Origin of the sequence: Streptomyces sp. JW3 (assembly GCF_052216785.1) — a bacterium.
In the GTDB taxonomy this organism is placed as follows: Bacteria; Actinomycetota; Actinomycetes; order Streptomycetales; family Streptomycetaceae; genus Streptomyces.
Genome location: NZ_JBQOUX010000001.1, coordinates 74845 through 99530 on the forward strand (window position 1 = coordinate 74845; position 24686 = coordinate 99530).

At 72.0% G+C, this 24686-nt stretch carries 21 protein-coding genes; 16 read left to right on the plus strand and 5 right to left on the minus strand.

Annotated elements, in window-relative coordinates; translation table 11 throughout:
- Nucleotides 1-67 precede the first annotated feature (67 nt).
- A complete protein-coding gene (locus tag ACTT8P_RS00450; RefSeq protein ID WP_442829594.1) occupies nucleotides 68-604 on the minus strand; it encodes a hypothetical protein in 537 nt (178 codons plus the stop codon).
- A gap of 158 nt (nucleotides 605-762) precedes the next feature.
- On the opposite strand from ACTT8P_RS00450, the gene tsaB reads away from it, so the two are divergent.
- From tsaB to ACTT8P_RS00480, 6 genes are all read left to right on the plus strand, one after another.
- On the plus strand, nucleotides 763-1416 hold the full coding sequence (gene tsaB / locus ACTT8P_RS00455; protein WP_442829433.1) for a tRNA (adenosine(37)-N6)-threonylcarbamoyltransferase complex dimerization subunit type 1 TsaB: 654 nt from the start codon (nucleotides 763-765) through the stop codon (nucleotides 1414-1416).
- Between the two features lie 47 nt (nucleotides 1417-1463).
- The gene (gene rimI, locus ACTT8P_RS00460; RefSeq protein ID WP_442829595.1) at nucleotides 1464-2015 is read left to right on the plus strand and encodes a ribosomal protein S18-alanine N-acetyltransferase; all 552 of its coding nucleotides are present in this window, start codon (nucleotides 1464-1466) and stop codon (nucleotides 2013-2015) included.
- Nucleotides 2008-3159, plus strand: coding sequence for a tRNA (adenosine(37)-N6)-threonylcarbamoyltransferase complex transferase subunit TsaD (tsaD, locus tag ACTT8P_RS00465; protein WP_442829434.1), 1152 nt, complete (start codon nucleotides 2008-2010; stop codon nucleotides 3157-3159). The genes rimI and tsaD overlap by 8 nt, the downstream gene beginning before the upstream one ends.
- A complete protein-coding gene (locus ACTT8P_RS00470) occupies nucleotides 3156-3413 on the plus strand; it encodes a hypothetical protein (RefSeq protein ID WP_442829435.1) in 258 nt (85 codons plus the stop codon). Before tsaD ends, ACTT8P_RS00470 begins: the two co-directional genes overlap by 4 nt.
- A gap of 157 nt (nucleotides 3414-3570) precedes the next feature.
- Nucleotides 3571-7221 (plus strand): AAA domain-containing protein, encoded by a 3651-nt coding sequence (locus tag ACTT8P_RS00475; RefSeq protein WP_442829436.1) that lies wholly within the window; start codon nucleotides 3571-3573, stop codon nucleotides 7219-7221.
- A 70-nt stretch (nucleotides 7222-7291) separates the two neighbouring features.
- Nucleotides 7292-9175 (plus strand): hypothetical protein, encoded by a 1884-nt coding sequence (locus ACTT8P_RS00480; protein WP_442829437.1) that lies wholly within the window; start codon nucleotides 7292-7294, stop codon nucleotides 9173-9175.
- Here the strand turns inward: ACTT8P_RS00480 and ACTT8P_RS00485 are convergent.
- Nucleotides 9167-11677 (minus strand): glycoside hydrolase family 3 N-terminal domain-containing protein, encoded by a 2511-nt coding sequence (locus tag ACTT8P_RS00485; RefSeq protein WP_442829438.1) that lies wholly within the window; start codon nucleotides 11675-11677, stop codon nucleotides 9167-9169. The two genes, ACTT8P_RS00480 and ACTT8P_RS00485, sit on opposite strands and share 9 nt — an antisense overlap.
- 162 nt (nucleotides 11678-11839) lie before the next feature.
- Between ACTT8P_RS00485 and ACTT8P_RS00490 the strand changes: the two genes are divergently transcribed.
- The 4 genes from ACTT8P_RS00490 (at nucleotide 11840) to ACTT8P_RS00505 (ending at nucleotide 15931) form a co-directional block, all read left to right on the plus strand.
- Nucleotides 11840-12895 carry a LacI family DNA-binding transcriptional regulator gene (locus ACTT8P_RS00490; RefSeq protein ID WP_442829439.1) on the plus strand — a complete coding sequence of 352 codons (1056 nt, stop codon included), beginning with the start codon at nucleotides 11840-11842 and terminating at the stop codon, nucleotides 12893-12895.
- Between the two features lie 190 nt (nucleotides 12896-13085).
- Nucleotides 13086-14096 (plus strand): LCP family protein, encoded by a 1011-nt coding sequence (locus ACTT8P_RS00495; RefSeq protein WP_442829440.1) that lies wholly within the window; start codon nucleotides 13086-13088, stop codon nucleotides 14094-14096.
- Between the two features lie 107 nt (nucleotides 14097-14203).
- A complete protein-coding gene (locus ACTT8P_RS00500; RefSeq protein ID WP_442829441.1) occupies nucleotides 14204-14560 on the plus strand; it encodes a YciI family protein in 357 nt (118 codons plus the stop codon).
- Between the two features lie 156 nt (nucleotides 14561-14716).
- The gene (locus tag ACTT8P_RS00505; RefSeq protein ID WP_442829596.1) at nucleotides 14717-15931 is read left to right on the plus strand and encodes an RNA polymerase sigma factor; all 1215 of its coding nucleotides are present in this window, start codon (nucleotides 14717-14719) and stop codon (nucleotides 15929-15931) included.
- On the opposite strand, the gene ACTT8P_RS00510 is transcribed toward ACTT8P_RS00505, so the two are convergent.
- Nucleotides 15928-17157 carry a class I SAM-dependent methyltransferase gene (locus ACTT8P_RS00510; RefSeq protein WP_442829442.1) on the minus strand — a complete coding sequence of 410 codons (1230 nt, stop codon included), beginning with the start codon at nucleotides 17155-17157 and terminating at the stop codon, nucleotides 15928-15930. The two genes, ACTT8P_RS00505 and ACTT8P_RS00510, sit on opposite strands and share 4 nt — an antisense overlap.
- A gap of 89 nt (nucleotides 17158-17246) precedes the next feature.
- Between ACTT8P_RS00510 and ACTT8P_RS00515 the strand changes: the two genes are divergently transcribed.
- From ACTT8P_RS00515 to ACTT8P_RS00535, 5 genes are all read left to right on the plus strand, one after another.
- The gene (locus tag ACTT8P_RS00515; RefSeq protein ID WP_442829443.1) at nucleotides 17247-18173 is read left to right on the plus strand and encodes a polysaccharide deacetylase family protein; all 927 of its coding nucleotides are present in this window, start codon (nucleotides 17247-17249) and stop codon (nucleotides 18171-18173) included.
- Nucleotides 18170-18946 carry a polysaccharide deacetylase family protein gene (locus ACTT8P_RS00520; RefSeq protein ID WP_442829444.1) on the plus strand — a complete coding sequence of 259 codons (777 nt, stop codon included), beginning with the start codon at nucleotides 18170-18172 and terminating at the stop codon, nucleotides 18944-18946. The genes ACTT8P_RS00515 and ACTT8P_RS00520 overlap by 4 nt, the downstream gene beginning before the upstream one ends.
- A gap of 264 nt (nucleotides 18947-19210) precedes the next feature.
- Entirely contained in the window at nucleotides 19211-19519 is a 309-nt protein-coding gene (gene groES, locus ACTT8P_RS00525; RefSeq protein ID WP_442829445.1) for a co-chaperone GroES, read from the plus strand.
- Between the two features lie 132 nt (nucleotides 19520-19651).
- Nucleotides 19652-21277 (plus strand): chaperonin GroEL, encoded by a 1626-nt coding sequence (groL, locus tag ACTT8P_RS00530; protein ID WP_442829446.1) that lies wholly within the window; start codon nucleotides 19652-19654, stop codon nucleotides 21275-21277.
- 133 nt (nucleotides 21278-21410) lie between these two features.
- A complete protein-coding gene (locus ACTT8P_RS00535; RefSeq protein WP_442829447.1) occupies nucleotides 21411-22736 on the plus strand; it encodes a hypothetical protein in 1326 nt (441 codons plus the stop codon).
- On the opposite strand, the gene ACTT8P_RS00540 is transcribed toward ACTT8P_RS00535, so the two are convergent.
- The gene (locus tag ACTT8P_RS00540; protein WP_442829448.1) at nucleotides 22673-23161 is read right to left on the minus strand and encodes an ATP-binding protein; all 489 of its coding nucleotides are present in this window, start codon (nucleotides 23159-23161) and stop codon (nucleotides 22673-22675) included. The two genes, ACTT8P_RS00535 and ACTT8P_RS00540, sit on opposite strands and share 64 nt — an antisense overlap.
- Nucleotides 23158-24114: a hypothetical protein gene (locus ACTT8P_RS00545; RefSeq protein WP_442829449.1), complete on the minus strand. Its 957-nt coding sequence runs from the start codon at nucleotides 24112-24114 to the stop codon at nucleotides 23158-23160. Before ACTT8P_RS00545 ends, ACTT8P_RS00540 begins: the two co-directional genes overlap by 4 nt.
- Nucleotides 24115-24388: 274 nt before the next feature.
- Here ACTT8P_RS00545 and ACTT8P_RS00550 point away from each other — a divergent pair, with 274 nt between their 5' ends.
- The gene (locus ACTT8P_RS00550) at nucleotides 24389-24676 is read left to right on the plus strand and encodes a helix-turn-helix transcriptional regulator (protein WP_442829450.1); all 288 of its coding nucleotides are present in this window, start codon (nucleotides 24389-24391) and stop codon (nucleotides 24674-24676) included.
- Nucleotides 24677-24686: the final 10 nt, after the last annotated feature.

Consider the following 24686-nt stretch of genomic DNA (forward strand, 5'->3'; position numbering starts at 1 on the left):
ACGGCCATGACCTCGGCCGCCGCGAGGTCGTCAGCGGGCGGCCATGACCTCGGCTGCCGCGCAGGCGTCAGCGGATGACCACGACCTTCTGCCCGATCGTCGCGAAGTCCCACATCGCGTCGCCGTCCGCGCGCGACTCCCGGATGCCGCCGGTCTTCACGCCCTGCGCGGCCTTCGCCGGCGCCGAGTCGTCCACCGCCGCGCTGAACCCGATCACCACCCCGTCCACGCTGGTGAAGCGCACCACGTGCTCGACCGGGATGCCGTCGGAGCCGGTGATCCGGTTGGAGCGGGAGGTGACCGCGTAGGTGCCCGGCGCCGGATCGACCGTGCTGGGCGTGACCCCGAACGTCCGCCGGACCCGGTCGCCCGCGCCGACCAGCCAGACCCGGTCGTCGTCCACCGAGTACACCACCCGTTCACCCGTTCCGGACCCGGCGGGCAGGGCGTCGGGGTGCCGCTTGTCGCGCGGGGCCTTGGAGAGGCCGGGGGACGGGGAGGCGCTCGCACGCGGCTTGCCCAGTTCGGCCGGGACGGTCGCCGCCGCCTGGTAGCCGAGGACCCCGATCGTGACCAGGGCCGCCGCGGTGAGCCCGGTGACCATGGCGGAGCTGCTGCTGGGCACGGGTGACCACCTCGGCGTCGTACGGGGCAAGGGTTACTGGGACGAAGGGTTACTGGAACCGTAGGCGACGGTAGCAGTCGGTGACCGTCCGACCGGACCGGCCGACACGGCCGTCCGGGCCGCCGTAGGCTGTTCGTGTGCTCTTGCTCGCTCTGGATACCGCCACTCCCGCCGTCACCGTCGCGCTGCACGACGGCACGGACGTCATCGCCTCCTCCAGCCAGGTGGACGCCCGCCGCCACGGTGAGCTGCTGCTGCCCGCCGTCGACCGGTTGCTGGCCGGGGCCGGGCTGCGGCTCGACGCGGTCACCGGCATCGTCGCCGGGATCGGGCCGGGCCCGTACACGGGACTGCGCGTCGGCCTGATGACCGCGGACACCTTCGGCCTCGCGCTCGGCGTGCCCGTGCACGGTGTGTGCACGCTGGACGGCCTGGCCTACGCCGCCGACCTGGCAGGTCCCTTCGTGGTGGCGACCGACGCCCGCCGCAAGGAGGTCTACTGGGCCCGCTACGCCGACTCCCGCACCCGGCTCACCGACCCGGCCGTCGACCGCCCCGCCGACATCGCGGACCAGGTCGCCGGGCTGCCGGCGGTCGGCGCGGGCGCGCTGCTGTACCCGGACACCTTCCCGCAGGCCCACGAACCCGAGCACGTCTCCGCCGCCGCGCTCGCCGCACTGGCCGCCGAGAAGCTGGCGGCGGGCGCGGAACTGCCCGCGCCCCGGCCGCTCTACCTGCGCCGCCCCGACGCCCAGGTGCCCAAGAACTACAAGGTGGTCACCCCCAAGTGACCGGCCCCGTGAGCGCGACCGCGGCCTCGACCGCCGTGCTGCGCGAGATGCGCTGGTGGGACATCGACCCGGTGCTGCGGCTCGAACGCGAGCTGTTCCCGGAGGACGCCTGGTCCCGGGGCATGTTCTGGTCCGAACTGGCGCACGCCCGGGGCGCGTCGGCGACCCGCCGCTACCTGGTCGCCGAGGAGCCCGCCGACGGCCGGATCGTCGGCTACGCCGGTCTGGTCGCCTCCTCCAGCGACCAGGCCGACGTGCAGACCATCGCCGTCGCCCGCGACCAGTGGGGCACCGGCCTCGGCTCCCGGCTGCTGACCGAACTGCTGCGCGCGGCCACCGCCTTCGAGTGCGCCGAGGTCATGCTGGAGTGCCGGGTCGACAACATCCGGGCGCAGAAGCTCTACGAGCGCTTCGGCTTCGCCGCCATCGGCGTCCGGCGCGGCTACTACCAGCCGGGCAACGTGGACGCCCTGGTCATGCGCCTCACCGATCCGTCGACCTCCCTGCCGTCGACCTCCGATCCGTCGGCTTCCGATCCGGCGACCGCCACCCCCGATCCGTCGTCGACCCCCGTACAAGGAACTGAAACCCATGGCTGACGAACCCCTGGTGCTGGGGATCGAGACCTCCTGCGACGAGACCGGCGTCGGTGTCGTGCGCGGCACCACCCTGCTGGCCGACGCGGTCGCCTCCAGCGTCGACGAGCACGCCCGCTTCGGCGGCGTCGTCCCGGAGGTCGCGAGCCGCGCCCATCTGGAGGCGATGGTCCCCACCATCCAGCGCGCGCTGAAGGACGCCGGGGTGAGCGCGCGGGACCTGGACGGCATCGCCGTCACCGCCGGTCCGGGCCTGGCCGGCGCCCTGCTGGTCGGCGTCTCGGCGGCCAAGGCGTACGCCTACGCGCTGGGCAAGCCGCTCTACGGCGTCAACCACCTCGCCTCCCACATCTGCGTCGACCAGCTCGAACACGGCCCGCTGCCCGAGCCGACCATGGCGCTGCTGGTCTCCGGCGGCCACTCCTCCCTGCTGCTCTCCTCCGACATCACCTCCGACGTACGACCGCTGGGCGCGACCATCGACGACGCGGCCGGCGAGGCGTTCGACAAGATCGCCCGGGTGCTGGACCTCGGCTTCCCCGGCGGCCCGGTCATCGACCGCTACGCCCGCGAGGGCGACCCGGCCGCGATCGCGTTCCCGCGCGGCCTGACCGGGCCGCGCGACCCGGCGTACGACTTCTCCTTCTCGGGGCTGAAGACGTCCGTGGCCCGCTGGATCGAGGCCAAGCGGGCGGCCGGGGAGGAGGTGCCGGTGCGCGATGTGTCGGCCTCCTTCCAGGAGGCGGTCGTCGACGTGCTGACCCGCAAGGCGGTACGGGCCTGCAAGGACGAGGGCGTCGACCACCTGATGATCGGCGGCGGGGTCGCCGCCAACTCCCGGCTGCGGGCGCTGGCCCAGGAGCGCTGCGCGGCGGCCGGCATCCGGCTGCGCGTCCCGCGCCCCAAGCTGTGCACGGACAACGGCGCGATGGTGGCGGCGCTCGGCGCGGAGATGGTGGCCCGGGGCCGGTCCGCCTCCGACTGGGACCTCTCGGCGGACTCGTCCCTGCCGGTCACCGACCCGCACGTCCCGGGCCACTCGCACGACCACGACCACGACCACGACCACGACCACGACCACGACCACCGTCACGACCACGGCCATGTGCACGAGGCCGGTGCCGGCAAGGAGAACCTCTACTCATGACCGTCGCCGTGATGTGGGAGGCCCGCGCCGTCCCCGGCCGGGGCGCGGAACTCCTCAGCTGGGCCCGGACCCGGGAACTGCCCCGCGAGCCACTGCGCCGGGAGACCTTCCGGGCCCCCCAGGACCGGGTCCTCGTCATCACGTGGTGGGACGCGGAGTACGCCGCCGACCTGCCCGAACTCCCGGAGCCGGACGGCGAGCTGGTCACCCGGGCGGTGCATCGGTGGCGGTTCGAGTCGGTGGGCACGGACTGACGGACGGAGCCGCGAGCCGCCTGTGGTGACGGGCGGTCGGGGGAGGGCTCGCACTACCACGGGTAGCCGTGGGGAACCAAAGTGGCGAAGAGTCCGACAATACGCATCGGTAGCCTCTACCGTCATAACCCACTGTGTGCGGACCGTGGAGGGGCATGTGGCTCTCGCACTGGGTATTTCTCTGCTCAACGGCCGATACGAAATCACCGGAAGCGTCCCCTCGGGGCCGGGCGAAGGGCAGCTCTACGCGGCCCAGGACACGATGGAGTACGTCCCGCCGTACCTGCTGAAGGCGTGGCGCTTCTACGACAGCAAACCCGACGACGTGCAGCGCGCCCTGTGGGACGCGGAGCTGCGGACGCTCTACCAGGTGCGCAGCACCCCGGGCTCTGAGGGCTCTCTCCTCCAGCTTCACGACGTGGGGATCGACAGCGAGCAACGCTGCTTCGTCATGGTGTTCAAGACCGGGGGCCTGCACACGCTGGCGTCCCTGCTCGCGCAACGGAGCGAGCACGACTGGCTGTCCGGCAGGCCGTCCGGGCGCAGGGAACTCTGGCAGATGCTGAGCCGGATCGCCGAGGGACTCACGTTGCTGCACGAGCAGCAGGTGGTGCACCGCAGCGTCTCCCCGGAGTCGGTCTTCCTCGACCCCGGCAAGGGGCCGGAGTCCTGCCTGCTCGGCGGCTTCGAGTGGAGCGTGCGCCTAGGCCGTCCCACCTCCGCCTCGCCGTCCCGGGGCGGCTGGGAGACCGCGCCGGAGGCGCTGGGAGACGGATCCGCCTTCGGGCCCGACGCCGACTGGTTCGCCTTCGGCATGCTGGTGGCCCGCTGCATGCTGTCGATCGAGCACCTCAGGGACACCACGGACCCCGTCAAGCGCTACGGGCTCGTTCTCGACCACCTGGCCAAGGCCAAGCGCAAATTGTCCGAACAGGAGCTCGACTTCATCCAGTTGCTCATCGCGGACGAGCCCGCGATACGCCCCAAGCACGGTGTGGAGGTGGCGTCCGCCATCCGGGACATCACGCACGCGCTCCAGCAACCGCCGGCGGGCGCCGACGGCGCGCTGCGGCACCTCGTGGTGATCGACCCCGGCAACCGCCGGCTGCAACGCACCTGTTTGGAACTGGGACTGCGCGAGAAACTCGACCTGGGGGCGGCCGACCCCTTCGACCCGCGCCGTACCGAGCACGCGAGCGCACTCCTCAGCTTCCTGCACACCGACTTCTCCGAAGGCGCGACGCTGGCGCCGGTCAGCAACCGGGACGAGTACATCCTGTCCGGACGCTCCATCCACCTGCTCATCGGCCCGGCGAGAGCGTTGACGGGCGCGTCCAACAGCTGGCAGAACGCCTTCTGCGTGGGTACGAAGGACTTCTTCACCGCCGACTCCTCGCGGCAGGTGGACATTCCCGCGGGCCGTATCGGTTTCTTCAACACCAGGAACTACCGGCAACAGGCGAACGTGCTCAGCTCCGCCCCCAGCTGGGAGTCACTGCTCCCCAAGATCGACACGGCGCGCGAGCGCCGTGAGGACCAGGAGCGGTTCGCCGAATTCGTACGCTTCACCAACCAGATCGACATCCTGATCCGCGACGCCGAGTTGTTCCGCTGCCGGGTGACCGACGTCCAGCTCGCCGCCAACGACACGGTCCAGTCCGTCACGGTGGAGGAACTGCCGCGCCTCAACGAACCCCTGTCCATGCTGCAACTCGACGGCGGCATGGCCGAGTTCCTGCTCCGGGAGCGGCACAGCGGCAAACCGGGGAGCAATCTCATCCATCTCTGCTCGGCGGAGTCGGAGAGCATCGGATGGCAGGTGCCGGTCACGGAGTCCGAATGGCGGGTCGACGACGTCGACGTGCGCGCACGCACCGCCAGACTGCGCCCCGAGACGGAGATTCCGGTGCCGCCCCAGCTCGGCGAGACGAGGGTGCTGCGCACGAAAGGACTGAAGGGCCAGGTCGATCTGATCAGACGCCGCAAGGAGGCCATCGGCAGGCTCGCGAGACACACCTACCTGCTGGAAAGCCTCTCGGAACCCGGCCAGGTCATCATGGACAGCGGGCCCGTCACGCTGCCACTTCCCTTGTCCGAGGACATCGTCGACCCCAGCAAACTCGGACAGATCGAGAAGATCCTCGGCGTCCGGCCCATCTACGCACTCCAGGGCCCGCCCGGCACCGGCAAGACCCACATGGTGGCCTGGCTGCTCCGGGAGATCCTCGAAGAGGACCCGGTCGCCCAGATCCTCATCACCGCGCAGGCCCACCCGGCGGTCGACGTCCTGCGCTCGAAGGTGGAGAAGGAGGCGTTCAAGGACGTCCCCGAGGACCGCAGACCGCTCGCCATCAGGCTGCGGCGCACCAACACCGACCAGGCGGGGGACCTGCCGAGGGACGAACCCGGGTCCGAACGCCAGGTCACGGGCGAGATCCTGGACCGGACGATCAGACGCCTGGAGGAGGTGGCCGAACGGCGGCAGGGGCTGACCACCATCCAGACGGACTGGCTGGACGCCTGCCGCACGATGCTGAAGGAACTGCGGACCAGGGACGCCTCGTCCACGAAGGAGTTCCGGGAACTCGTCAAACGCAGCGCGAGCGTCACCTACAGCACCGCCGCCGACGGAGACCTGGCGGCGCTCGCCGGAGAGGTGAGCTACGACTGGGCCATCGTCGAGGAGGCGGGCAAGGCGCATGGCTTCGAACTGGCCCTGCCGCTCTCCCTCGGCCACCGCTGGCTGCTCATCGGCGACCCCAAGCAACTGCCTCCTTACCGCATCGAGGACTATCAGAGCGCGGTGGCGGCCATGGACGAGACCGTCGGCGCGCTGGAGCGGATGGAAGGGCTCGGCAAGCTCCTGGACCGGGAACTGCTCAATTCCTGGCGGGCCCGGACCGACGAACAGAGCACTCAGTTCGCGGAATACTGCAAGGAATGGCTGAAGCTCTTTCAGCAACTGCACAGGCTGTGCTCGTACCACGAACACGACGACGGACTGCTCACCGGACAGCACCGTATGCACCCCGACATCGGCGAGCTGGTCTCGGAGACCTACTACGACGGCAGGCTGGAGCACTACACCAGGGACAAGAAGACCGGTGAGCCGTTCCCGGACATCCTGCACGGCCTGACCGCGCCGGCCGAGATCCGTGGCAAAGCGGTGGTGTGGCTCGATCTCCCGGCGGCCGCGGACAAACTGGCGTTCCAGGAAGACGCGATGCCCAAATACCGCAACGAGGCGGAGGCATACGCCCTGGAACGGTTCCTGCGGTCCCTTCAGACGGCCCCCGGCCGGGAACTGGAACTCGCCGTCCTCTCGCCCTACGCGCAGCAAGTCGGTCATCTGCGGAACCGGCTGGACACGCCCGAACTGCGCAAGAAGCTGGCCGACTCCGGGCTGGCGCTGGCGGCCGATCCGCGCCGTTCCGCCTACGACCCGGCCCAGCGGCGCTCCGACGGATTCTTCACCGTCGACTCCTTCCAGGGCAACCAATCGAAGATCATCGCGGTCAGCCTGGTGCGCAACAACACGAAACTGCCCGGCGACGGACTCGGTTTCCTCAAGGAGCCGTCACGGATGAACGTGCTCCTCTCCCGTGCCGAGCTGCTCCTGGTGCTGGTGGGGTCCTGGGACTTCTTCCGGGCCCAGGTCGCCCATGTGCCGCTGGAGAAGGCGCAGGACGACCCGCTCCGGCACTGGGCGCTGGCCGTCAACCAGCTGGAGAAGTGGTTCGAGTCCGGCCGTGCCGTACGTGTCAAGGCGGATCTGGAGGATTTCCGTACCGGCTTCCGCCGCATCTAGCACCGCCCGAAGCCGATCGGTGACCAGGAACGGGAGACCACCTTTGTTGCGTGTCCTCTTGCCGCTGAACATGTACAGCGTCACGTACGAACTGGCCCACGGCCGTCCCTACAGCAAGCTGGAAGAGCTGTTGCTCCGGGCGGTCAACGAATTCGACGGGTCCACGGGGTGCACCTTCAGCGGGCTGCGGGAGGTGTTCCTGGTCCACGACCGGCTGCTGACCGAAGGGCTCGTCACCCTCATCCAGGAAGGGTGGGTGGCCATGGTCCAGCAGGGCAGTGAAGTGCACTACCTCATCACCGAGGAAGGCCGGCTGACCATCGAGCACGGACGCAGACCGAGCAACCTGCGGGTGCACACCAGACACGCGAAGATCGTCCGCGAGCGGCTCACCGGACAACTCGCCCGCTCCTCGGACCTCCAGCTCGTCACCGGGCCGCAGGCCGTGCGGGGCAGCGGCGCCCGTTCCTGGAAGAAGTACCAGCTCACCCCCCGGATGCAGCGTACGAAGATCAACGGGGGTGAGACCGAGCACCTGCTGCCCCGGTCCCGCACCCGGCAGGAGTGGATCCGCTGGATCGACTCGGTCGCCCGGCTGAACACGGACCTGTACTACCTGCCTGTTCTCGTCGACCCGGAGACCGTCGAGGTCACCGGGCTGCCACACCAGTGGCGGACCCTCAAACCGCTGATCCTGGAGGAAGTGGCCGAACGCTACGACGAGTTCGTGGACGACACGGGCTTCCAGGAGAAGCCGAACGAGGTCGTGCAGGGCGCCGCAGTCACCAACGAGCAGCGCGGGACGGCTTCCGCCGCGGCCCAGCCCCGTGACATCTGCTTCGCCGAGACGTCCGTCCGCCCCGAGGACTTCGCGCTCACCGGGACCGAGGGGCGCCGTCTGGTCGAGCGGACACTCGACGAGTGCACGGGCAACGCCCTCATCGTCGCGGCGCACCTCGACGCACGGCAAGCCGCCGCGGCCGGCACGCTGGTGGCCGCCCTCCGGCAGCGAGGCGTGCACGTCGACCTGTTGTGGTCCTGCGCGCAGGACCTCCCGCCGACGAGATCGGAGACGGCCGCGGCGGCGACCGGGGATCCGGCGACACCCGCCGCGGACGCCGGGCCGGAGGAGCTGGTCAGGGAGATCAACCGGCTGATCGGTGCGGCACGGGGCACGGCCGGCCGCGGCAAACTGGTCTTCAACCGCGCACCGGCGGCCACCGCCACCAGCCTGGTGCTCGTGACGACCGGACGGGGACCGGTGGCCGTCATAGGCGTTGATCCGTTCGAGCCCGTGACGGACGAGGACTGCTTCCTCCCCGCCGTCCGGTACTCGGACGCGGCCGGCCTGGCCTCGGTGGCCCGGCTGTGCGCGGGCTGGTGGGAGGACCTCCCGGGGGACGAGGGCAGCCTGCCCGCGCATCGCTGGAAGCACTACGCCGAACGCTGGGCGGGCGAGGCCGCCCGGGCACTCGGCGACGATCCGGACGCGGCGTTCGAGGCCGGAGCCGCTGACACCGGCAGCGTGCGGCTGCTCATCGGCCCGCAGCCGGCCGATCTGGCGGAAACCCTGCGCTCCGGACCGAACCGGCGGTTCCTGCTGGCCGACAGCGGCCGGTCCGTCGACACCCTGACGGCCCGGATCACCGCGGTACCGCCCGCGGCGACGACGGTGCCGACCAGGGTGGCCGGCGCGGCCGGTGGCTGGCGATGGCTGGAGCGGACGGCGGGCAGCTGGCAGGAGAGGCCCGCGGAGATCCCCGATCTCGCGGCGGGCGTCCGGGTGACGGCCGGGGACGACCTGTGGCTGGTCGAGTACCCGGTGGAGAACGCCCGTGTGCTGTCCTTCAGCGTCAGTGGCCGGGCGGCGGCGGAGGCGTGGAACCGGGTCCACTCGGTACCGGACGCGGCGCGGTGCACAGGCGCACCCGGCAGCGGGCGCCCGTCAGCCTGATGCCCCGTCGGTGGCCTCCGGTGTCTCCCGGACCGAGGACACCTCCGTCCCGCAGCGCAGCCGCCGCCCCGCCCCCACCACTCGCTCCGGCCCGTTCAGCGTCAGCCGCGCGGTGTGCCGTACGTCGGTGCTGGAGGCCGCCAGCCGTAGTTCCAGGGCGCCGGGTTCGACCACGCGGCGGCCCGTGCGGTCGGTGAACGCGGACAGGTCGGCGTGGAAGCGGAACGTCACCCGGCGGGCCTCGCCCGGGGCCAGTTCCAGGCGCCGGTAGCCGATCAGGCGCACGTCGGGGCGGGTCACGGACGCCACCGGGTCGTGCAGGTAGAGCTGCACCACCTCGGCGCCCGCGCGGTCGCCGGTGTTGCGGACGGTGACGGAGATGTCGTACGTCCCGGCCGTGTCGATCTCCGCATCGCGCGCCGCCGGGTCCTCCCACCGGAACGTCGTGTACGAGCGGCCGTGTCCGAACGGGTACAACGGGGTCGGGTCCAGGTTGCTGACCTCGCCGGCCAGGCCCAGCGGGGGCTGGAGGTAGGTCCACGGCTGGCCGCCGGGCAGCCGCGGCACGCTCACCGGGAGGCGGCCCGACGGGGTGACCCGCCCGGACAGCACGCCCGCCACCGCCGGGCCGCCCTCCTCGCCGGGGAAGAACGCCTGGACCACCGCGCCCAGCCGGCCGTGCCAGCGGCCCAGCGCGTACGGGCGGCCGGTGAGCAGCACGAGGACGACCGGGACGCCGGTGGCGACCAGCGCGTCCAGCAGCGCGCCCTGGACGCCCGGCAGCCGCAGGTCGCTCGCGTCGCAGCCCTCGCCGGAGGTGCCCCGGCCGAACAGGCCCGCCCGGTCGCCCAGTACGGCCACGCAGACGTCCGCCTCGGCGGTCCGGGCCACGGCCTCGGCGAACCCCGAGGTGTCCGGTCCCGCGGTGTCGCAGCCCTCGGCGAAGGTCACCTTGGCGTCCGGGAGTTCGGCGCGCAGGGCGTCCAGCACGGTCGGGATGTCGATGCCGGACGGCACGTCCGGGTGGCTGGGCAGGACGTGCGACGGGAAGGAGTAGCAGCCGAGCATCGCCAGCGCGTCGGCGGCCCGGGGGCCGACCACCGCGAGCCGGGTGTCGGGGACCAGCGGCAGCAGGCCGTCCGGGTTGTCCAGCAGCACCACCGACTCCTCGGCCAGCCGACGGGCGACGGCCCGGTTGGCGGGGGAGTCGAGGTCGAGGGTGGAGTTGGGGGCGGCGGGGGAGCCGGGGTCGAGGGTGGAGTCGGGGGCGGCGGGGGGGTTGGGGGCGAGGGCGGAGTCGGGGGCGACGTCGGAGTCGGAGTCGGAGTCGGGGGCGAGGATGGAGTCGGGGGCGACGGCGGAGTCGAGGTCGCCGGTGCGGTCGGGGTCCGACTGCGGGTCGGGGGTCCAGTCCGCGTCCAGCAGGCCCAGTTCGCACTTCTGGCGCAGCACCCGCCGCGCCGACCGCTCGATGAGCGCCTCGGGTACCTCGCCCGCCCGGACCGCCTCCAGCAGCGGGGTGCCGTAGCACTTGACGGTCGGCAGTTCCACGTCGATGCCGGCCGCGAGGGCGAGGTGGGCCGCCTCGGCGGTGTTCCCGGCGACGCGGTGCAGGGTCTGGAGGAAGCCGACGCCGAAGTAGTCGGCGACCACCGTGCCGGTGAAGCCCCACTCCTCGCGCAGCAGGCCGGTCAGCAGTGCCGGGTCGGCCGAGGCGGGCACTCCGTCGGTCTCGGTGTACGCCGCCATCACCGACCGGGCGCCGCCCTCGCGCAGGGCCATCTCGAACGGGGGGAGGGTGACGTCGGCGAACTCGCGGACGCCCGCCCGGACCGGCGCCAGGTTGCGCGCCCCGGCGGAGGAGGCGTACCCGGCGAAGTGCTTGAGCGTCGCGACGATCCCGGCCGACTCCAGCCCCCGCACATAGGCGGCGCCGACCGTGCCGACCAGGTACGGGTCCTCGCCGATGGTCTCCTCCACCCGGCCCCAGCGCGGATCGCGTACGACGTCCAGGACCGGCGCGAGGCCCTGGTGCACGCCGACCGAGCGCAGGTCGCGGCCGATGCGCCGGGCCATCTCCTCGACCAGGTCCGGGTCGAAGGACGCGCCCCAGGCCAGCGGCACCGGGTAGGCGGTGGCCCGCCAGGCGGTGAAGCCGGCCAGGCACTCCTCGTGGGCCAGCGCCGGGATGCCGAAGCGGCCGGCCGCGACGATCCGCCGCTGGGTGGTGGCCAGCGCGCGGGCGCCGGCCGCCGGGTCGACGGGGGCGGTGCCGAAGGGGCGGGTGAGCTGTCCCAGACCCCGGGTGATCAGCTCGTCCCAGTCGTGGTCGTCGTCGCTCATCTGCTGCTGGAGCGGGGCGACGCCGTCGCCGTCGGTCGTGGCGCCCACCCACACGCCGTACAGCTGGGCGACCTTTTCCTCCAGGGTCATCCGGGCCAGGAGGTCGTCGACACGGGCGGCGACGGGCAGCGCGGGGTCACGCCAGGGCGCGGTGGTCATGGAACTCCTGTCCCGGAAGTCCGAGGCTCCTGCAACTACGGCTATGCATGGTCATGATGAACCGGCAGCTACGAATGTTTCGGAGTGATAAGCGAATGTTCCGGAAATCTATGGCCCCACACGCTCTTCGTCAAGAGGGCCCGCAGGGATACGATCGCCGCCATGACATCCCCGCAGCCCGCTGAAACCCGGACGCGAGGACGGTCCTCGGGGACCGCCACCCTCGCCGAGATCGCCCGCGAGGCCGGTGTGTCGGCGCCGACTGTTTCGAAGGTGCTCAACGGCCGTGCCGACGTCGCCCCGGCCACCCGGGCCCGGGTGGAGGAGCTGCTGCGCGCCCACGGCTACCGGCGCCGGCGGGCCGAGGCCACCCGCTCGCCGCTGATCGACCTGGTCTTCCACGAACTGGAGAGCGCCTGGGCGATGGAGGTCATCCGGGGCGTGGAGAACGTGGCGCGGGACGCGGGCCTGAGCGTCGTGCTCTCCGAGAGCGCGGGCCGGCTGACCCCCGGGCGGACCTGGGCCGACCAGGTCGCCGCCCGCCGCCCGCACGGGGTGGTGCTGGTGCTGTCCGGCCTCGACGAGTCCCAGCGGGCACTGCTGACCAGCCGTTCCATCCCGTTCGTGGTGATGGACCCGGCGGGCGACCCGGGGGCCGACGTGCCGTCCATCGGTGCCACCAACTGGCAGGGCGGACTGGCCGCCACCCGGCACCTGGTCGAACTGGGCCACACCCGGATCGGCGCGCTCAGCGGACCGACCCGGATGATGTGCAGCCGGGCCCGGATCGACGGCTACCGGGCCGCCCTGGAGACCGCCGGGCTGCCCGTCGACCCGGCCCTGATCCGCACCGGCGACTTCCATCACGAGACCGGCTACCGCCAGGGCCTGGACCTGCTGCGCCGCCCCGACCGGCCGACCGCGGTCTTCGCCGGCAACGACCTCCAGGCGCTCGGCCTGTACGAGGCCGCCCGGGAGCTGGGGCTGCGCGTCCCGGAGGACCTGAGCGTGGTCGGCTTCGACGACCTGCCGGTGGCCCGCTGGGTGGGGCCGCCGCTGACGACCGTACGGCAGCCCCTGACGGAGATGGCCGAGGCCGCGGTCCGGCTGGTGCTCGACCTCGGCCGGGAGGGCGGCAGCGCGGCGGCGACCCGGGTGGAGCTGGCGACCAGCCTGGAGGTGCGCAGCAGTACGGCTCCGCCGGCGACGGCGGCTTAGCGGAAGCAGTCGAGTTCGGAACCGAAAGTTTCGATCCGCCTGGTCGGTGTCCTGCCCCGTCCCCTGAAGTCTGAGATTCTCCGCAGAAAAGGCCGCCCTCTGTCGCCGCCCGCAATAATTCGGACTTACGTTCTTCCCTGCGGGCACTTGAAACGGGAACAACCCAGGGGCTGGGGACAGGGGCGGACACATGGGCGGGCGGGCAAGAGTGCTGAGGGCCGCCGGCCTCACGTTGGCGGGCGCCCTGCTCCTCGGCGTCGCGGCGGCCGGCTGGGTCTACTGGCACCTCAACGACAACATCACCGGCGTCGACATCAACAGCGCGCTCGGTGACGACCGCCCGGCCCGCGCCACGCCCACGCCGTCCGCGTCGGCGTCCGCCGCCCCGCAGGACACCGGCCCGCTCAACATCCTGGTGCTCGGCTCGGACTCGCGCAGCGGCGCGGAGAACGAGGAACTCGGCGGCGGCGACAGCGAGGGCGCCCGCTCCGACACCGCGATGGTGGTCCACCTCGACGCCGGCCGCACCAGCGCCACCGTCGTCAGCATCCCGCGCGACACCCTCGTCACCCGCCCGTCCTGCCCGCTGGCGGACGGCGGATCGACGCGGGAGGCGTACCAGGTGATGTTCAACACCGCCTACGCGGTGGGCGGTCCGGTGTGCGCGGTGAAGACGGTCGAGGCCATGACGGACGTCCGCATGGACCACTACATCGAGATCGACTTCGCCGGCTTCGCCAAGCTGGTGGACGCCCTCGGCGGGGTCACCGTCACCACCGACGAGGACATAGACGACGAGCAGAGCCACCTGACGCTGAAGGCGGGCACCCACCACCTCGACGGCGCCCAGGCCCTCGGGCTGGCCCGCACCAGGCACGGCCTGGCCGACGGCAGCGACCTGGCCCGGATCGAACTCCAGCAGAAACTGGTCAAGGCGCTGCTGAAGCAGATCTCCGACACCGACCTGCTCACCGACCCCGCCCAGCTCTACGACGTCGCCGACGCCGTCACCGGCAGCCTCACCACCGACACCGGGCTGGACTCGCTGAGCGAGCTGATGAGCCTGGGCCAGAGCATCGGGGGGCTCGCGGCGGACGAGGTGAAGACGGTGACGATGCCGGTGGTGCAGGCCCCGTCCGACATCAACCGGGTGGTCGCCGACGAGCCGGAGGCGAGCGAGCTGTGGGAGTCGCTGCGGTGACCCCGTGAAGAAAACTTCGGTGACCGTGTCGATCCCTCGGCCCGCCGATCGACGTACAGGGTGAGAGGCCGGACAAGGAACCCGGCCGCCGAACCCGAGGAGTCACCATGCCCCGCTTCCTGTCGCTGATCCGCATCGACGAGGTCAACGCCCCCGCCGAGGGTCCCAGCCCCGAACTGATCGAGCGGATGGGCAAGTTGATGGAGGAGATGACGAAGGCCGGCGTCCACCTCGACGACGGCGGACTGGCCCCCACCGCCCAGGGCGCCCGGGTCCACTACTCCGGCGGACAGCTCTCCGTCACGGACGGGCCGTTCACCGAGACCAAGGAGGTCATCGGCGGATACGCGATGCTCCAGGCCAAGGACCAGGCCGAGGCGGTCGAGTGGGTCAAGCGGTTCCTGAAGACCCACGAGGAGCACTGGACGATCACCTGTGAGGTCCGGGAGATCCTCGGCGACTGATCGCCGGCGAGTGACTGTCGGCGACTGACGCGACGGTTGGCCGGGGGCGGCCCACGGTGTTGCATGGGGGCTGTGGAACCACCACAGTCACCGCGGTCCGTCCCCGCCGCCCCCGCCGCCACCCCCGCTCGGACCGCCCGGACCGCCCGGACCGCCATCGAGACGGTCTTCCGGCTGGAGTCCCCGCGCGTCATCGCCGGCGCCGCCCGTATCGTCCGCGACCTCGGGATCGCCGAGGAACTCGCCCAGGACGCCCTGGTCGCCGCCCTGGAGCAGTGGCCCCGGGACGGCGTCCCCGACCACCCGGGCGGCTGGCTCATGACCACCGCCCGCCGCCGCGCCGTCGACCTGGTCCGCCGCCGGGAGACCTACGCCCGCAAGCTCGCCGAGATCGGCCGGACCCTGACCGACGCGGCCCCGCCCGAGGAGCCGTCCGACCCCGACGACATCGACGACGACCTGCTCCGCCTGGTCTTCACCGCCTGCCACCCGGTGCTCTCCGCCGAGGCCCGCACCGCCCTCACGCTGCGCCTGCTCGGCGGCCTGACCACCGCCGAGATCGCCCGCGCCTTCCTGGTCCCCGAGGCCACGGTCGCGCAGCGCATCGTCCGCGCCAAACGCACCCTCGCCACCCGCGGCGTCCCCTTCGAGGTGCCGTACGGCCCCGACCGCGAGGCCCGCCTCGGCTCGGTCCTGGACGTCATCTACCTGATCTTCAACGAGGGATACGCGGCCACCGCCGGCGACGACCTGCTGCGCCCCGCCCTGTGCGAGGACGCCCTGCGGCTGGCCCGCGTGCTGTCCGCCCTGATGCCGAAAGAACCCGAAGTGCACGGCCTCGCCGCCCTGCTGGAGTTCCAGTCCTCCCGCACCGCCGCCCGCACCGGCCCGGACGGCGCACCCGTCCTGCTCAAGGACCAGGACCGGCGCCGCTGGAACCGCCTGCTCATCACCCGCGGCCTCACCGCCCTGGCCCGCGCCGACGCCACCGCCCCGGGCCGCTACGTCCTCCAGGCCGCGATCGCCGCCTGCCACGCCCAGGCGTTCAGCTACGAGGAGACCGACTGGCCGCGCATCGCCGCCCTCTACGGCCTGCTCGCCGCCCGCGTCCCGTCCCCGGTGGTGGAACTCAACCGGGCGGTCGCCGTCTCGATGGCCGAGGGTCCGGCCCCCGCCCTGGAACTGGTGGACGCCCTGGCCGCCGAACCCGCCCTGCGCGCCTACCACCTGCTGCCCAGCGTCCGCGGCGACCTGCTGCACCGCCTGGGCCGTACGGCCGAGGCCCGCGCGGAGTTCGCCCGGGCGGCGTCCCTGACCGGCAACGAACGGGAACGCGAGCTGCTCCTGCGACGCGCGGGGGAGTGCCGTTAACGGACCGGATGCCCGATCAGCATCGTCGGCGCCCCCGCCACCCGGGTCAGGATCACGGTCGCGGAGTTCGGCCCCTGCGGTTTGACCTTCCGCCGCAGCTCCTCCGGCTCGACGGCCGACCCCCGCTTCTTCACGGTCAGCACCCCGACCCCCCGCTCCCGCAGCAGCGCCTTCAGCTTCTTGACGTTGAAGGGCAGCACGTCGGTGATCTCGTACGCGGTGGCGTACGGCGTCGGCCGCAGTGCGTCCGCCGTGACGTACGCGATCGTCGCGTCCAGCAGCCCGCCGCCGACCTGGTCGGCCACCTCCGCGACCAGATGGGCGCGGACCACGGCGCCGTCCGGTTCGTAGAGGTACCGGCCGGGGGTGCGGACGTCCGGGTCGGGCAGCCGCCGGGAGAGCAGGGTGCGCGGCCCCGGCAGCAGGGTCGCCCGCACCGCCCCCGGCTCGGTGCCGAACCACAGCACCGCCTCCTTCACGTCCCCGCCGTCCGAGATGAACTCGGCCTCCGCGCCCGCCGGCACGGCCTCGTGCGGAATGCCGGGCGCGACCTTCAGCGCGGCCGCCCTGACCGCCGTACGGGCCGCCGCGACGGCCCACGACAGGGGCGGCGAGTACGCCTCGGGATCGAAGATCCGCCCACCCGTCGCCCGACCGCCGCCCCTCACCGACGCGCTGCGCGCGGCCCCTCCTGAACGCCCACCCCGCCTGGCGGGGTCGACGAAGACCGCGTCGTACCCGTCCGTCGCCACCTCCTGGACATCCGCCTCCCGCACCTCGATCAGGTCGCCGAGCCCGAGCGCCCGGGCGTTGGCGCGGGCCGCGGCGGCCGTCGCCGGGTCGCGGTCCACCGCCAGCACCCGGATCCCCGCCCGGGCCAGCGCGATCGCGTCCCCGCCGATCCCGCAGCACAGGTCGGCGACGGAGGTCACGCCCAGTTCGGTGAAGCGCCGGGCGCGGTACGCGGCGACACTCGCCCGGGTCGACTGCTCGACCCCGTTCGGGGTGAAGAACATCCGCCCGGCGTCCTCGGCCCCGAACTTCGCCACCGCCCGCTGCCGCAGCCGGGCCTGCCCGAGCGCCGCCGACACCAGGTCGGCCGGGTGGCCGCGGCGCAGCCGGGTGGCGACGGCCAGCTCCGCGGCCGGATCGGTGTCGCGCACCTCGGCGAGGAGGTCGCGGCCGGCGGGGGTGTCGAGGGCGAGGAGGGCGTCGAGGTCGTTCACCGGGCCATTGTGGGCCAGTCGGTGGACCGGCCGGCTCCGGTCGCGTGTCGGGCGGGCGCGCGGTCCGGTGACTGCGAAGATCCGGCACCATGCGAGCAGTAGTACAAAATGACAAAAGTCGGGCTTCTCGTACCCGCCTCCGGAAGACGCGCGTCCGTGGCGGCCTCGCCGTGCTCGCCGTCGTCGCCGTCGGCCTCCAGGGCTGTGCGCAGAACTCCACCGAGGTACGGCCCGCCGCCGGCCAGCCGCTCCAGGCGGCGCCGGCCCGCGCACTGGACGCCTACGCCGCCAAGCTGCGCGCCGCGCACGCCGTGGCGAAGCGCTGGGGGTTGCGGAGGGCCCCGCTGTCGGCGCCCCCACCCCCCGCCGAGAAACCCGAGATCCCCACCCGCGACGGCTTCGAGGTCGACGACCACACCGAACGCGGCCTGCCGCCGGTCTTCACCACGGTCCCCACCAAGGAGAAGATCGTCTTCCTCACCATCGACGACGGCGGCGAGAAGGACCGCCGCTTCCTGAAGATGATGAGCGACCTGAAGATCCCGTACACCGCCTTCCTCAGCGACTACCTGGTGAAGGACGACTACGCCTACTTCAAGAAGATGCAGGCCCGGGGCGTCACCCTGAACAACCACACCCTCACCCACCCGTACCTCCCCGGCCTCTCCTACGCCGAGCAGAAGCACGAGATCTGTGGCATGCAGAAGGTCATCCGCGAGCGGTACGGAAAACGCCCCGCCGTCTTCCGCCCGCCCTTCGGCAACTACAACCAGGACACCCTGGTCGCCGCCAAGAGCTGCGGCGTCACCCACGTCCCGCTCTGGAACGAGGAGGTCTTCGTCGACCACTGGGACTACCGCGAGTGGGACCGGAAGATCCACCGCGGCGACATCGTCCTCACCCACTTCCGGGGCACCAAGGACTGGGACGGCACCATGCCCGACATGGTCCGCCGCTTCCTGGACAAGATCACCGCCGAGGGGTACGCGGTGGCCCGCCTGGAGGACTACCTGTGAGGCGGCGCCGGCGGGCCGGGGCGGCCGGCGCCCCCTTGGCCGCTCCTTGGGCCGCTCCCTGGGCCGCCGCCCTGGCCGTCGCCGCCTTGCTCACCGCCTGCGCCCCGGCCGGCGCCCCCGCGGCCGGCCCAGGGGCGGGCGGGGGCGGGGCGGGCCGAGGAGGGACGGCCGGGGGCGGGGCGGGCGACCTGCCGCCCGTCCTGGACCACGTCCCCACCCGCGACCGCGTCGTCTTCCTCACCTACGACGACGGCGCCGAACGCGACCCCGGCTTCCCCGCCCTCGTCCGCGTCCGGCGGCTGCCGGTCACCCTGTTCCTCACCGACACGGTGGCCGGACCGGCGTACGGCCACTTCGCCCAGCTCCGCGCGGTCGGCGCGAGCCTCCAGAACCACACCCTGGACCACCCCGCCCTGCCCGGCCTGCCCTACGCCGGCCAGCGCGCCGAGATCTGCGGCCAGCAGCGCAAACTGAAGTCCCGCTTCGGCGTCCGCCCCCGCCTGTTCCGCCCGCCCTACGGCCGCTACGACACGGCCACCCTGCGCGCGGCCGCCGACTGCGGTGTCACGGCGGTCGTCCTGTGGCGCGCCGCACCGGACCCGGCCGGCACCCTGACCTTCACCCACGGCGAGTCCCGCCTCCGCCCCGGCGACATCATCGCCATCGACCCCGACCGCCCGAAGGGCCCGTCATTGACGGCCCGTACGGAGCGGGTGCTGCGGGAGATCGAGGAGCGGGGGCTGCGGGTGGGGCGGCTTGAGGACTATCTGTGACTTCGGCGGTGACTGAGGCCGTTCAGGCCGATGACGACCGCGCTTCAGGAACCGGCGTCACCAGCGAATCCCCGCCGACGCGCCGCCGGCATTGGCACTCCGCTTGACCGAGTGCTAATCGCGGTCATAGTCTCAGGTCTGGCACTCCCCACTGGAGAGTGCCAGCTGCGCGACGGGCAGGTCCGGCACCCGCGACGACGGATCCACCTGGTCGCCACCTCAGACAGTTAACCCCGTGAGATCTCCGAAGGGGGAGGTCGGATCGTGACGACCACCAGCTCCAAGGTTGCCATCAAGCCGCTCGAGGACCGCATTGTGGTCCAGCCGCTCGACGCCGAGCAGACCACCGCCTCTGGCCTGGTCATTCCGGACACCGCCAAGGAGAAGCCCCAGGAGGGCGTCGTCCTGGCTGTTGGCCCGGGCCGCTTCGAGGACGGCAACCGTCTTCCGCTCGATGTCGCCGTCGGCGACGTCGTGCTCTACAGCAAGTACGGCGGCACCGAGGTGAAGTACAACGGCGAGGAGTACCTCGTCCTCTCGGCCCGCGACGTGCTCGCGATCATCGAGAAGTAGTTCACCCGAAGCACCTGGCTTCGAACCACGCATGACAGCTGCGCCCCTGGCCCCCGCCACCACTATGAAGCCGGGCGCCCGGGGCGCAGTGCCGTATAACCCCAAAATTTCCGGAAGAGGGCTCACGCTCCCATGGCGAAGATCCTGAAGTTCGACGAGGACGCCCGTCGCGCCCTCGAGCGCGGCGTCAACAAGCTCGCCGACACGGTGAAGGTGACGATCGGCCCCAAGGGCCGCAACGTCGTCATCGACAAGAAGTTCGGCGCCCCCACCATCACCAACGACGGTGTCACGATCGCCCGCGAGGTCGAGATCGAGGACCCGTACGAGAACCTCGGCGCCCAGCTGGTGAAGGAGGTGGCGACCAAGACCAACGACATCGCGGGTGACGGTACGACCACCGCCACCGTGCTGGCCCAGGCGCTGGTCCGCGAGGGCCTGAAGAACGTCGCCGCGGGTGCCTCCCCGGCGCTGCTCAAGAAGGGCATCGACGCGGCCGTCAAGGCGGTCTCCGACGACCTCCTCGCCACCGCCCGCCCGATCGAGGAGAAGTCCGACATCGCCGCGGTCGCCGCGCTGTCCGCCCAGGACAGCCAGGTCGGCGAGCTGATCGCCGAGGCGATGGACAAGGTCGGCAAGGACGGTGTCATCACCGTCGAGGAGTCCAACACCTTCGGTCTGGAGCTGGACTTCACCGAGGGCATGGCCTTCGACAAGGGCTACCTGTCGCCGTACTTCGTGACGGACCAGGAGCGCATGGAGGCCGTCCTGGAGGACGCCTACATCCTGATCAACCAGGGCAAGATCTCCTCCATCCAGGACCTGCTGCCGCTGCTGGAGAAGGTCATCCAGGCCAACTCCTCCAAGCCGCTGCTGATCATCGCCGAGGACGTCGAGGGCGAGGCCCTGTCGACCCTGGTCGTGAACAAGATCCGCGGCACGTTCAACGCGGTGGCCGTCAAGGCCCCCGGCTTCGGCGACCGCCGCAAGGCGATGCTCCAGGACATGGCGGTCCTCACCGGCGCCACGGTCATCTCCGAGGAGGTCGGCCTCAAGCTCGACCAGGTCGGCCTGGACGTGCTCGGCACCGCCCGCCGGATCACCGTCACCAAGGACGACACCACCATCGTCGACGGTGCCGGCGAGAAGGCCGACGTCGAGGGCCGCGTCAACCAGATCAAGGCCGAGATCGAGGCCACGGACTCCGACTGGGACCGCGAGAAGCTCCAGGAGCGCCTCGCCAAGCTGGCCGGCGGCGTGTGCGTGATCAAGGTCGGCGCCGCCACCGAGGTGGAGCTGAAGGAGCGCAAGCACCGTCTGGAGGACGCCATCTCCGCGACCCGCGCCGCGGTCGAGGAGGGCATCGTCTCCGGTGGCGGCTCCGCCCTGGTGCACGCGGTCAAGGTGCTGGAGGGCAACCTCGGCAAGACCGGCGACGAGGCCACCGGTGTCGCGGTGGTCCGCCGCGCCGCCGTCGAGCCGCTGCGCTGGATCGCCGAGAACGCCGGCCTGGAGGGCTACGTCATCACCTCCAAGGTCGCCGAGCTCGACAAGGGCCAGGGCTTCAACGCCGCCACCGGCGAGTACGGCGACCTGGTCAAGGCCGGCGTCATCGACCCGGTGAAGGTCACCCGCTCCGCCCTGGAGAACGCCGCGTCCATCGCCTCCCTCCTCCTGACGACCGAGACCCTGGTCGTCGAGAAGAAGGAAGAGGAAGAGCCGGCCGCCGCGGGCCACAGCCACGGCCACAGCCACTGAGGCTGTCCGCAGCTTCTTGAGCTGAACGCCGGTGCCCGGCACCCCTCGGCGGGGGTGCCGGGCACCGGCGCGTTGCGCGCGTTGTCAGTGGCCTCGGGCATGCTGTGAGCAGTGGTCGAGGGGAGGGGGCGCGGTGCGTACTGCGGTCAGGGGCGAGGTATGGGTCGAGTACAGCACGACCTACGTGGAGAGCGATCCGGACGGCCGGATCCCGCTGCGCGACGAGGCGTTCGCGGGCCAGAGCCAAGGACTGTGCGGGGCCGCCGCGCCCGGCTTCCTCTGGCTGATCACCGGCCTGCACACGGGCAGCGTCGGTTTCACGGTCGAGCTGCACGAGCAGGAACCCGCCCTGGACCCGGCGTGGGAGGAGGCGGTGGAGGCGTCCTTCCGTCCCATGTCGGCACAGACCCTGCTGGCACCGGAGGACAGCGGCACGGCCTGGGACCTCGGCCTGCCGATGACCGACCACCGGGTGCGCTACCGCGCCCGGGGCTTCGACGAGGGCCGTAACCGGGACACCCGCTCGCCCGGACAGCCACCGGCCGACACCTACCTCCTCCAGTTCTGGCCCGCCCCGCCCGCCCCGGACCGCGTACTCCGCCAGACCTCACCGCACGCCGCCTACTGGCACGACGTCGCACGCGAACTCCCCCCGCCGCCCACCCCCGAGCAGCGCGCCGAGGCCGAACGCCGGGCCCAGGAAGCGGAAGCGCGCGCCGCCGAGAAGCGCCGCCTGCACCGCGAGCGCTGGGAATGGGGCGGCCGGCTCCCGAGCGACACCCTGCGCGCCGTGGGCGGCAACGTCCGCGGCCTGCTGCGCTTCGACCCCGACCTGGTGCACACCCTGGACGCGGCCGGACCCGACGTCCAGCGCCGGGTGGCGGTACGGGCCGCCCACCGCGCCTGCGAGACGGCGGGTCTGACGGACGTACCGTGGATCGCGCGGGCGCTCACGGCGGTGGCGGAGGAACGCCCGCTGCCTCCGCCGTTCGACGACCCGACCGCGTCGTGGGAGGCGCTGCACACGGACTCGCGGGTGCCGCGCGACAAGTCGGTCTGGGCGGCGACACCTCCGGAGCGGGAGCCGTACCAACCGCCACAGCCCGCGCCGAGCCCCGGAGTCCGCTGGGTACCGGCACCGAAGTCGGCACCGTCCGGGCCGGGCCTGGGCCGCCTGCTGGGCCACTTCGAACCGGCGGAACCCGATGAGATACCGACAGGGCTGGAGCGCCCCGTCCTCGGCGCGGTGCTGCACCCCGCTGTTGTCCCACGGGCACCGGACCGCATCTCCCAACCGCACTTCGCCCTCCCCGCCGTCCCCGCCGCCGCCGACCCCGACCCACTGCGCGCGGCCCTGGACGCGGTGTGGCACGCGCTCGGCACTTACGGCGAGGGCTATCCGGCGTTGCTGACGGAGGTCCGAGAAATGTGCGGCGAGGTGGAGCAGGAGGGCAAGTGAACGGCACCGGTCCGGACGGAGACCACCGCCCACACCGTCTTCCCGGGCCCGCCGGCCCGTTCGGACACTCCCCAGTCTTCGGCGAGCGCGGCCACCAGCAGCAGGCCGCGACCGCCGTCCTCACCGGGATCGCCGTTCGTCGGCCGGGGCAGGTGCTCCCCGCGGGCGTCGTCGACCTCGATCCGTACGAGTCCGAGGTCGGGTCGGGGCAGCAGCCGCAGCTCGGCATCCCGTCCGGGCACCCGGCCGTGCGTGACGGCGTTCGCGGCCAGCTCGGCGACGATCAGTTCGACGGTGTCGTGCACCGGGCTGCCGTACGTCCAGCCCCAGGCGTCCATCTGCTGGGAGGCGAGCCGCCGGGCCAGCCGGGCGCCGCGAGGGGTGGGGGAGAAGCGCAGGGCGAAGGTGTTGACGGGAGTGGTCATGCACCGAAGATCGCGGCCGGTCGGCCCTCCTGACCAGGGGGAACGGCCAGACGGCCGGGTTCTGTAGGGGTGCGCGGGGTTTCCGTACAGCGAGTACAGCGGATACAGCGTGTCTCGTCACCGACCGGCTGAAAGAGGGTGGCCTGCACATGGTCGCCCTCGCACTCGCGGAGAGCGGACAGGCGGGGAGAGGTCATGGGCGCGGGTCGCGGTCCGGAAGCACCGGGGCGGGGTTCCAGCACGGGCGGTACCTCGCGAAGGAGGTACCGCAGCAGGCCGCCGGGGCGGTGGACCGGGGTGCCGTCGTCGGGCAGGCCGCGCAGGATGTGCGTACGCACGGCTGTGGGTGGATGCCCAGCCGCGAGCCAGCGGTCGGTCATCGCGGCCAATTCGGCGTGCATGGCGCGGGGGATGTGGCGCAGGGCGGGGGAGAGGGTGGGGAAGGTGGCCACGAGGGCGTGGGCCTCGTCGCCCGCCGACGCCGTCCGCTCGGGGGGTTCGGGGGGTTGGTGGGAGGTGTTCTCACCGGGGTCTTGATTGGGATGACCGTCGGTGGGCGGGGCAGTCGGCTCACCGGCGGCCGGTTCACGAGGACTCGGTACGACCTGCGGCGATACGGCGGGCTCCTGGGCCAGCAGCTTGGCGGCCGCGGCGGCGTTCAACGGCGTGCTGGACACGAGCTGTTGAGTCGTCCAGTGACCGCCGGGCCCCTGCACACGACGCTCGTGCACGAACCCTTCCTCCTTGAGCTGCCGCTTGGCCCGGCCGAAGGCACAGGCGCCGATGCGGGCTCGTTCGGCAGTACGGGAGAGAGACTCGCGGGCGCCCTCGGGGAGGGACAGCTGCCAGGTGAGGAGGCGGACGGCGTCGGAGGACAGCCGGGGGTGCCGGATGATGTCGTGCGAGAATTGGGTGAAGGCGCGCGGGGGCGCGATATTGTGCCGGTAAATCACGGTGGAGGTCCTAGCCTTTTCCACTGGTGGTCCAGGTCCTCGCGAACGGCTGCAACCGTCGCGGGGGCCGACTTGTTTACGTGGACGGTATCGCACGGAGTGTGTGCACACGTACGCGTTGAGTGAATGCGATTGGGCTGCGTGCGACTCGCTCACCGCTCTACTCTCCGATCACGGAGCGAGGTTGAGTGGATGCGAAGGGGCGCGGCGGATGAACGTGGGCGCGGAGCCGGATGACTCCCGTGGGGGTTTCCTTCAGTGTTTCGGGTGCCAGGTGAAGCTGCTCCGTGAGGCGGCGGGGCTCACGCAGGCGCAGTTGGGCGCACTGGTCGGGTACAGCGAGGCGCAGGTCGCGGCGGTGGAGCAGGGACGGCGCATTCCGAAGCCGGAGATGATCGACGCGATCGACCGGGCGGTGGGGGCGCGGGGCGTGCTGAAGGCCATGAAGAAGGAGGTGGCCAAGGCCCGGTATCCGTCTTTCTTTCGGCGGTATGCGGAGCTGGAAGCTGGAGCGCTCGAACTGCACGCGTGTGACGCCCAGTTGGTGAACGGGCTGTTGTAGTGCGACGAGT

Excerpts from the sequence above, each read along its gene's own strand:
- ACTT8P_RS00450 (WP_442829594.1), bottom strand. The coding sequence starts at position 604 with ATGGTCACCGGGCTCACCGCGGCGGCCCTGGTCACGATCGGGGTCCTC.
- rimI (WP_442829595.1), top strand. The coding sequence starts at position 1,464 with ATGCGCTGGTGGGACATCGACCCGGTGCTGCGGCTCGAACGCGAGCTG.
- tsaD (WP_442829434.1), top strand. The coding sequence starts at position 2,008 with ATGGCTGACGAACCCCTGGTGCTGGGGATCGAGACCTCCTGCGACGAG.
- ACTT8P_RS00470 (WP_442829435.1), top strand. The coding sequence starts at position 3,156 with ATGACCGTCGCCGTGATGTGGGAGGCCCGCGCCGTCCCCGGCCGGGGC.
- ACTT8P_RS00480 (WP_442829437.1), top strand. The coding sequence starts at position 7,292 with ATGTACAGCGTCACGTACGAACTGGCCCACGGCCGTCCCTACAGCAAG.
- ACTT8P_RS00485 (WP_442829438.1), bottom strand. The coding sequence starts at position 11,677 with ATGACCACCGCGCCCTGGCGTGACCCCGCGCTGCCCGTCGCCGCCCGT.
- ACTT8P_RS00490 (WP_442829439.1), top strand. The coding sequence starts at position 11,840 with ATGACATCCCCGCAGCCCGCTGAAACCCGGACGCGAGGACGGTCCTCG.
- ACTT8P_RS00495 (WP_442829440.1), top strand. The coding sequence starts at position 13,086 with ATGGGCGGGCGGGCAAGAGTGCTGAGGGCCGCCGGCCTCACGTTGGCG.
- ACTT8P_RS00500 (WP_442829441.1), top strand. The coding sequence starts at position 14,204 with ATGCCCCGCTTCCTGTCGCTGATCCGCATCGACGAGGTCAACGCCCCC.
- ACTT8P_RS00515 (WP_442829443.1), top strand. The coding sequence starts at position 17,247 with ATGCGAGCAGTAGTACAAAATGACAAAAGTCGGGCTTCTCGTACCCGC.
- groL (WP_442829446.1), top strand. The coding sequence starts at position 19,652 with ATGGCGAAGATCCTGAAGTTCGACGAGGACGCCCGTCGCGCCCTCGAG.
- ACTT8P_RS00540 (WP_442829448.1), bottom strand. The coding sequence starts at position 23,161 with ATGACCACTCCCGTCAACACCTTCGCCCTGCGCTTCTCCCCCACCCCT.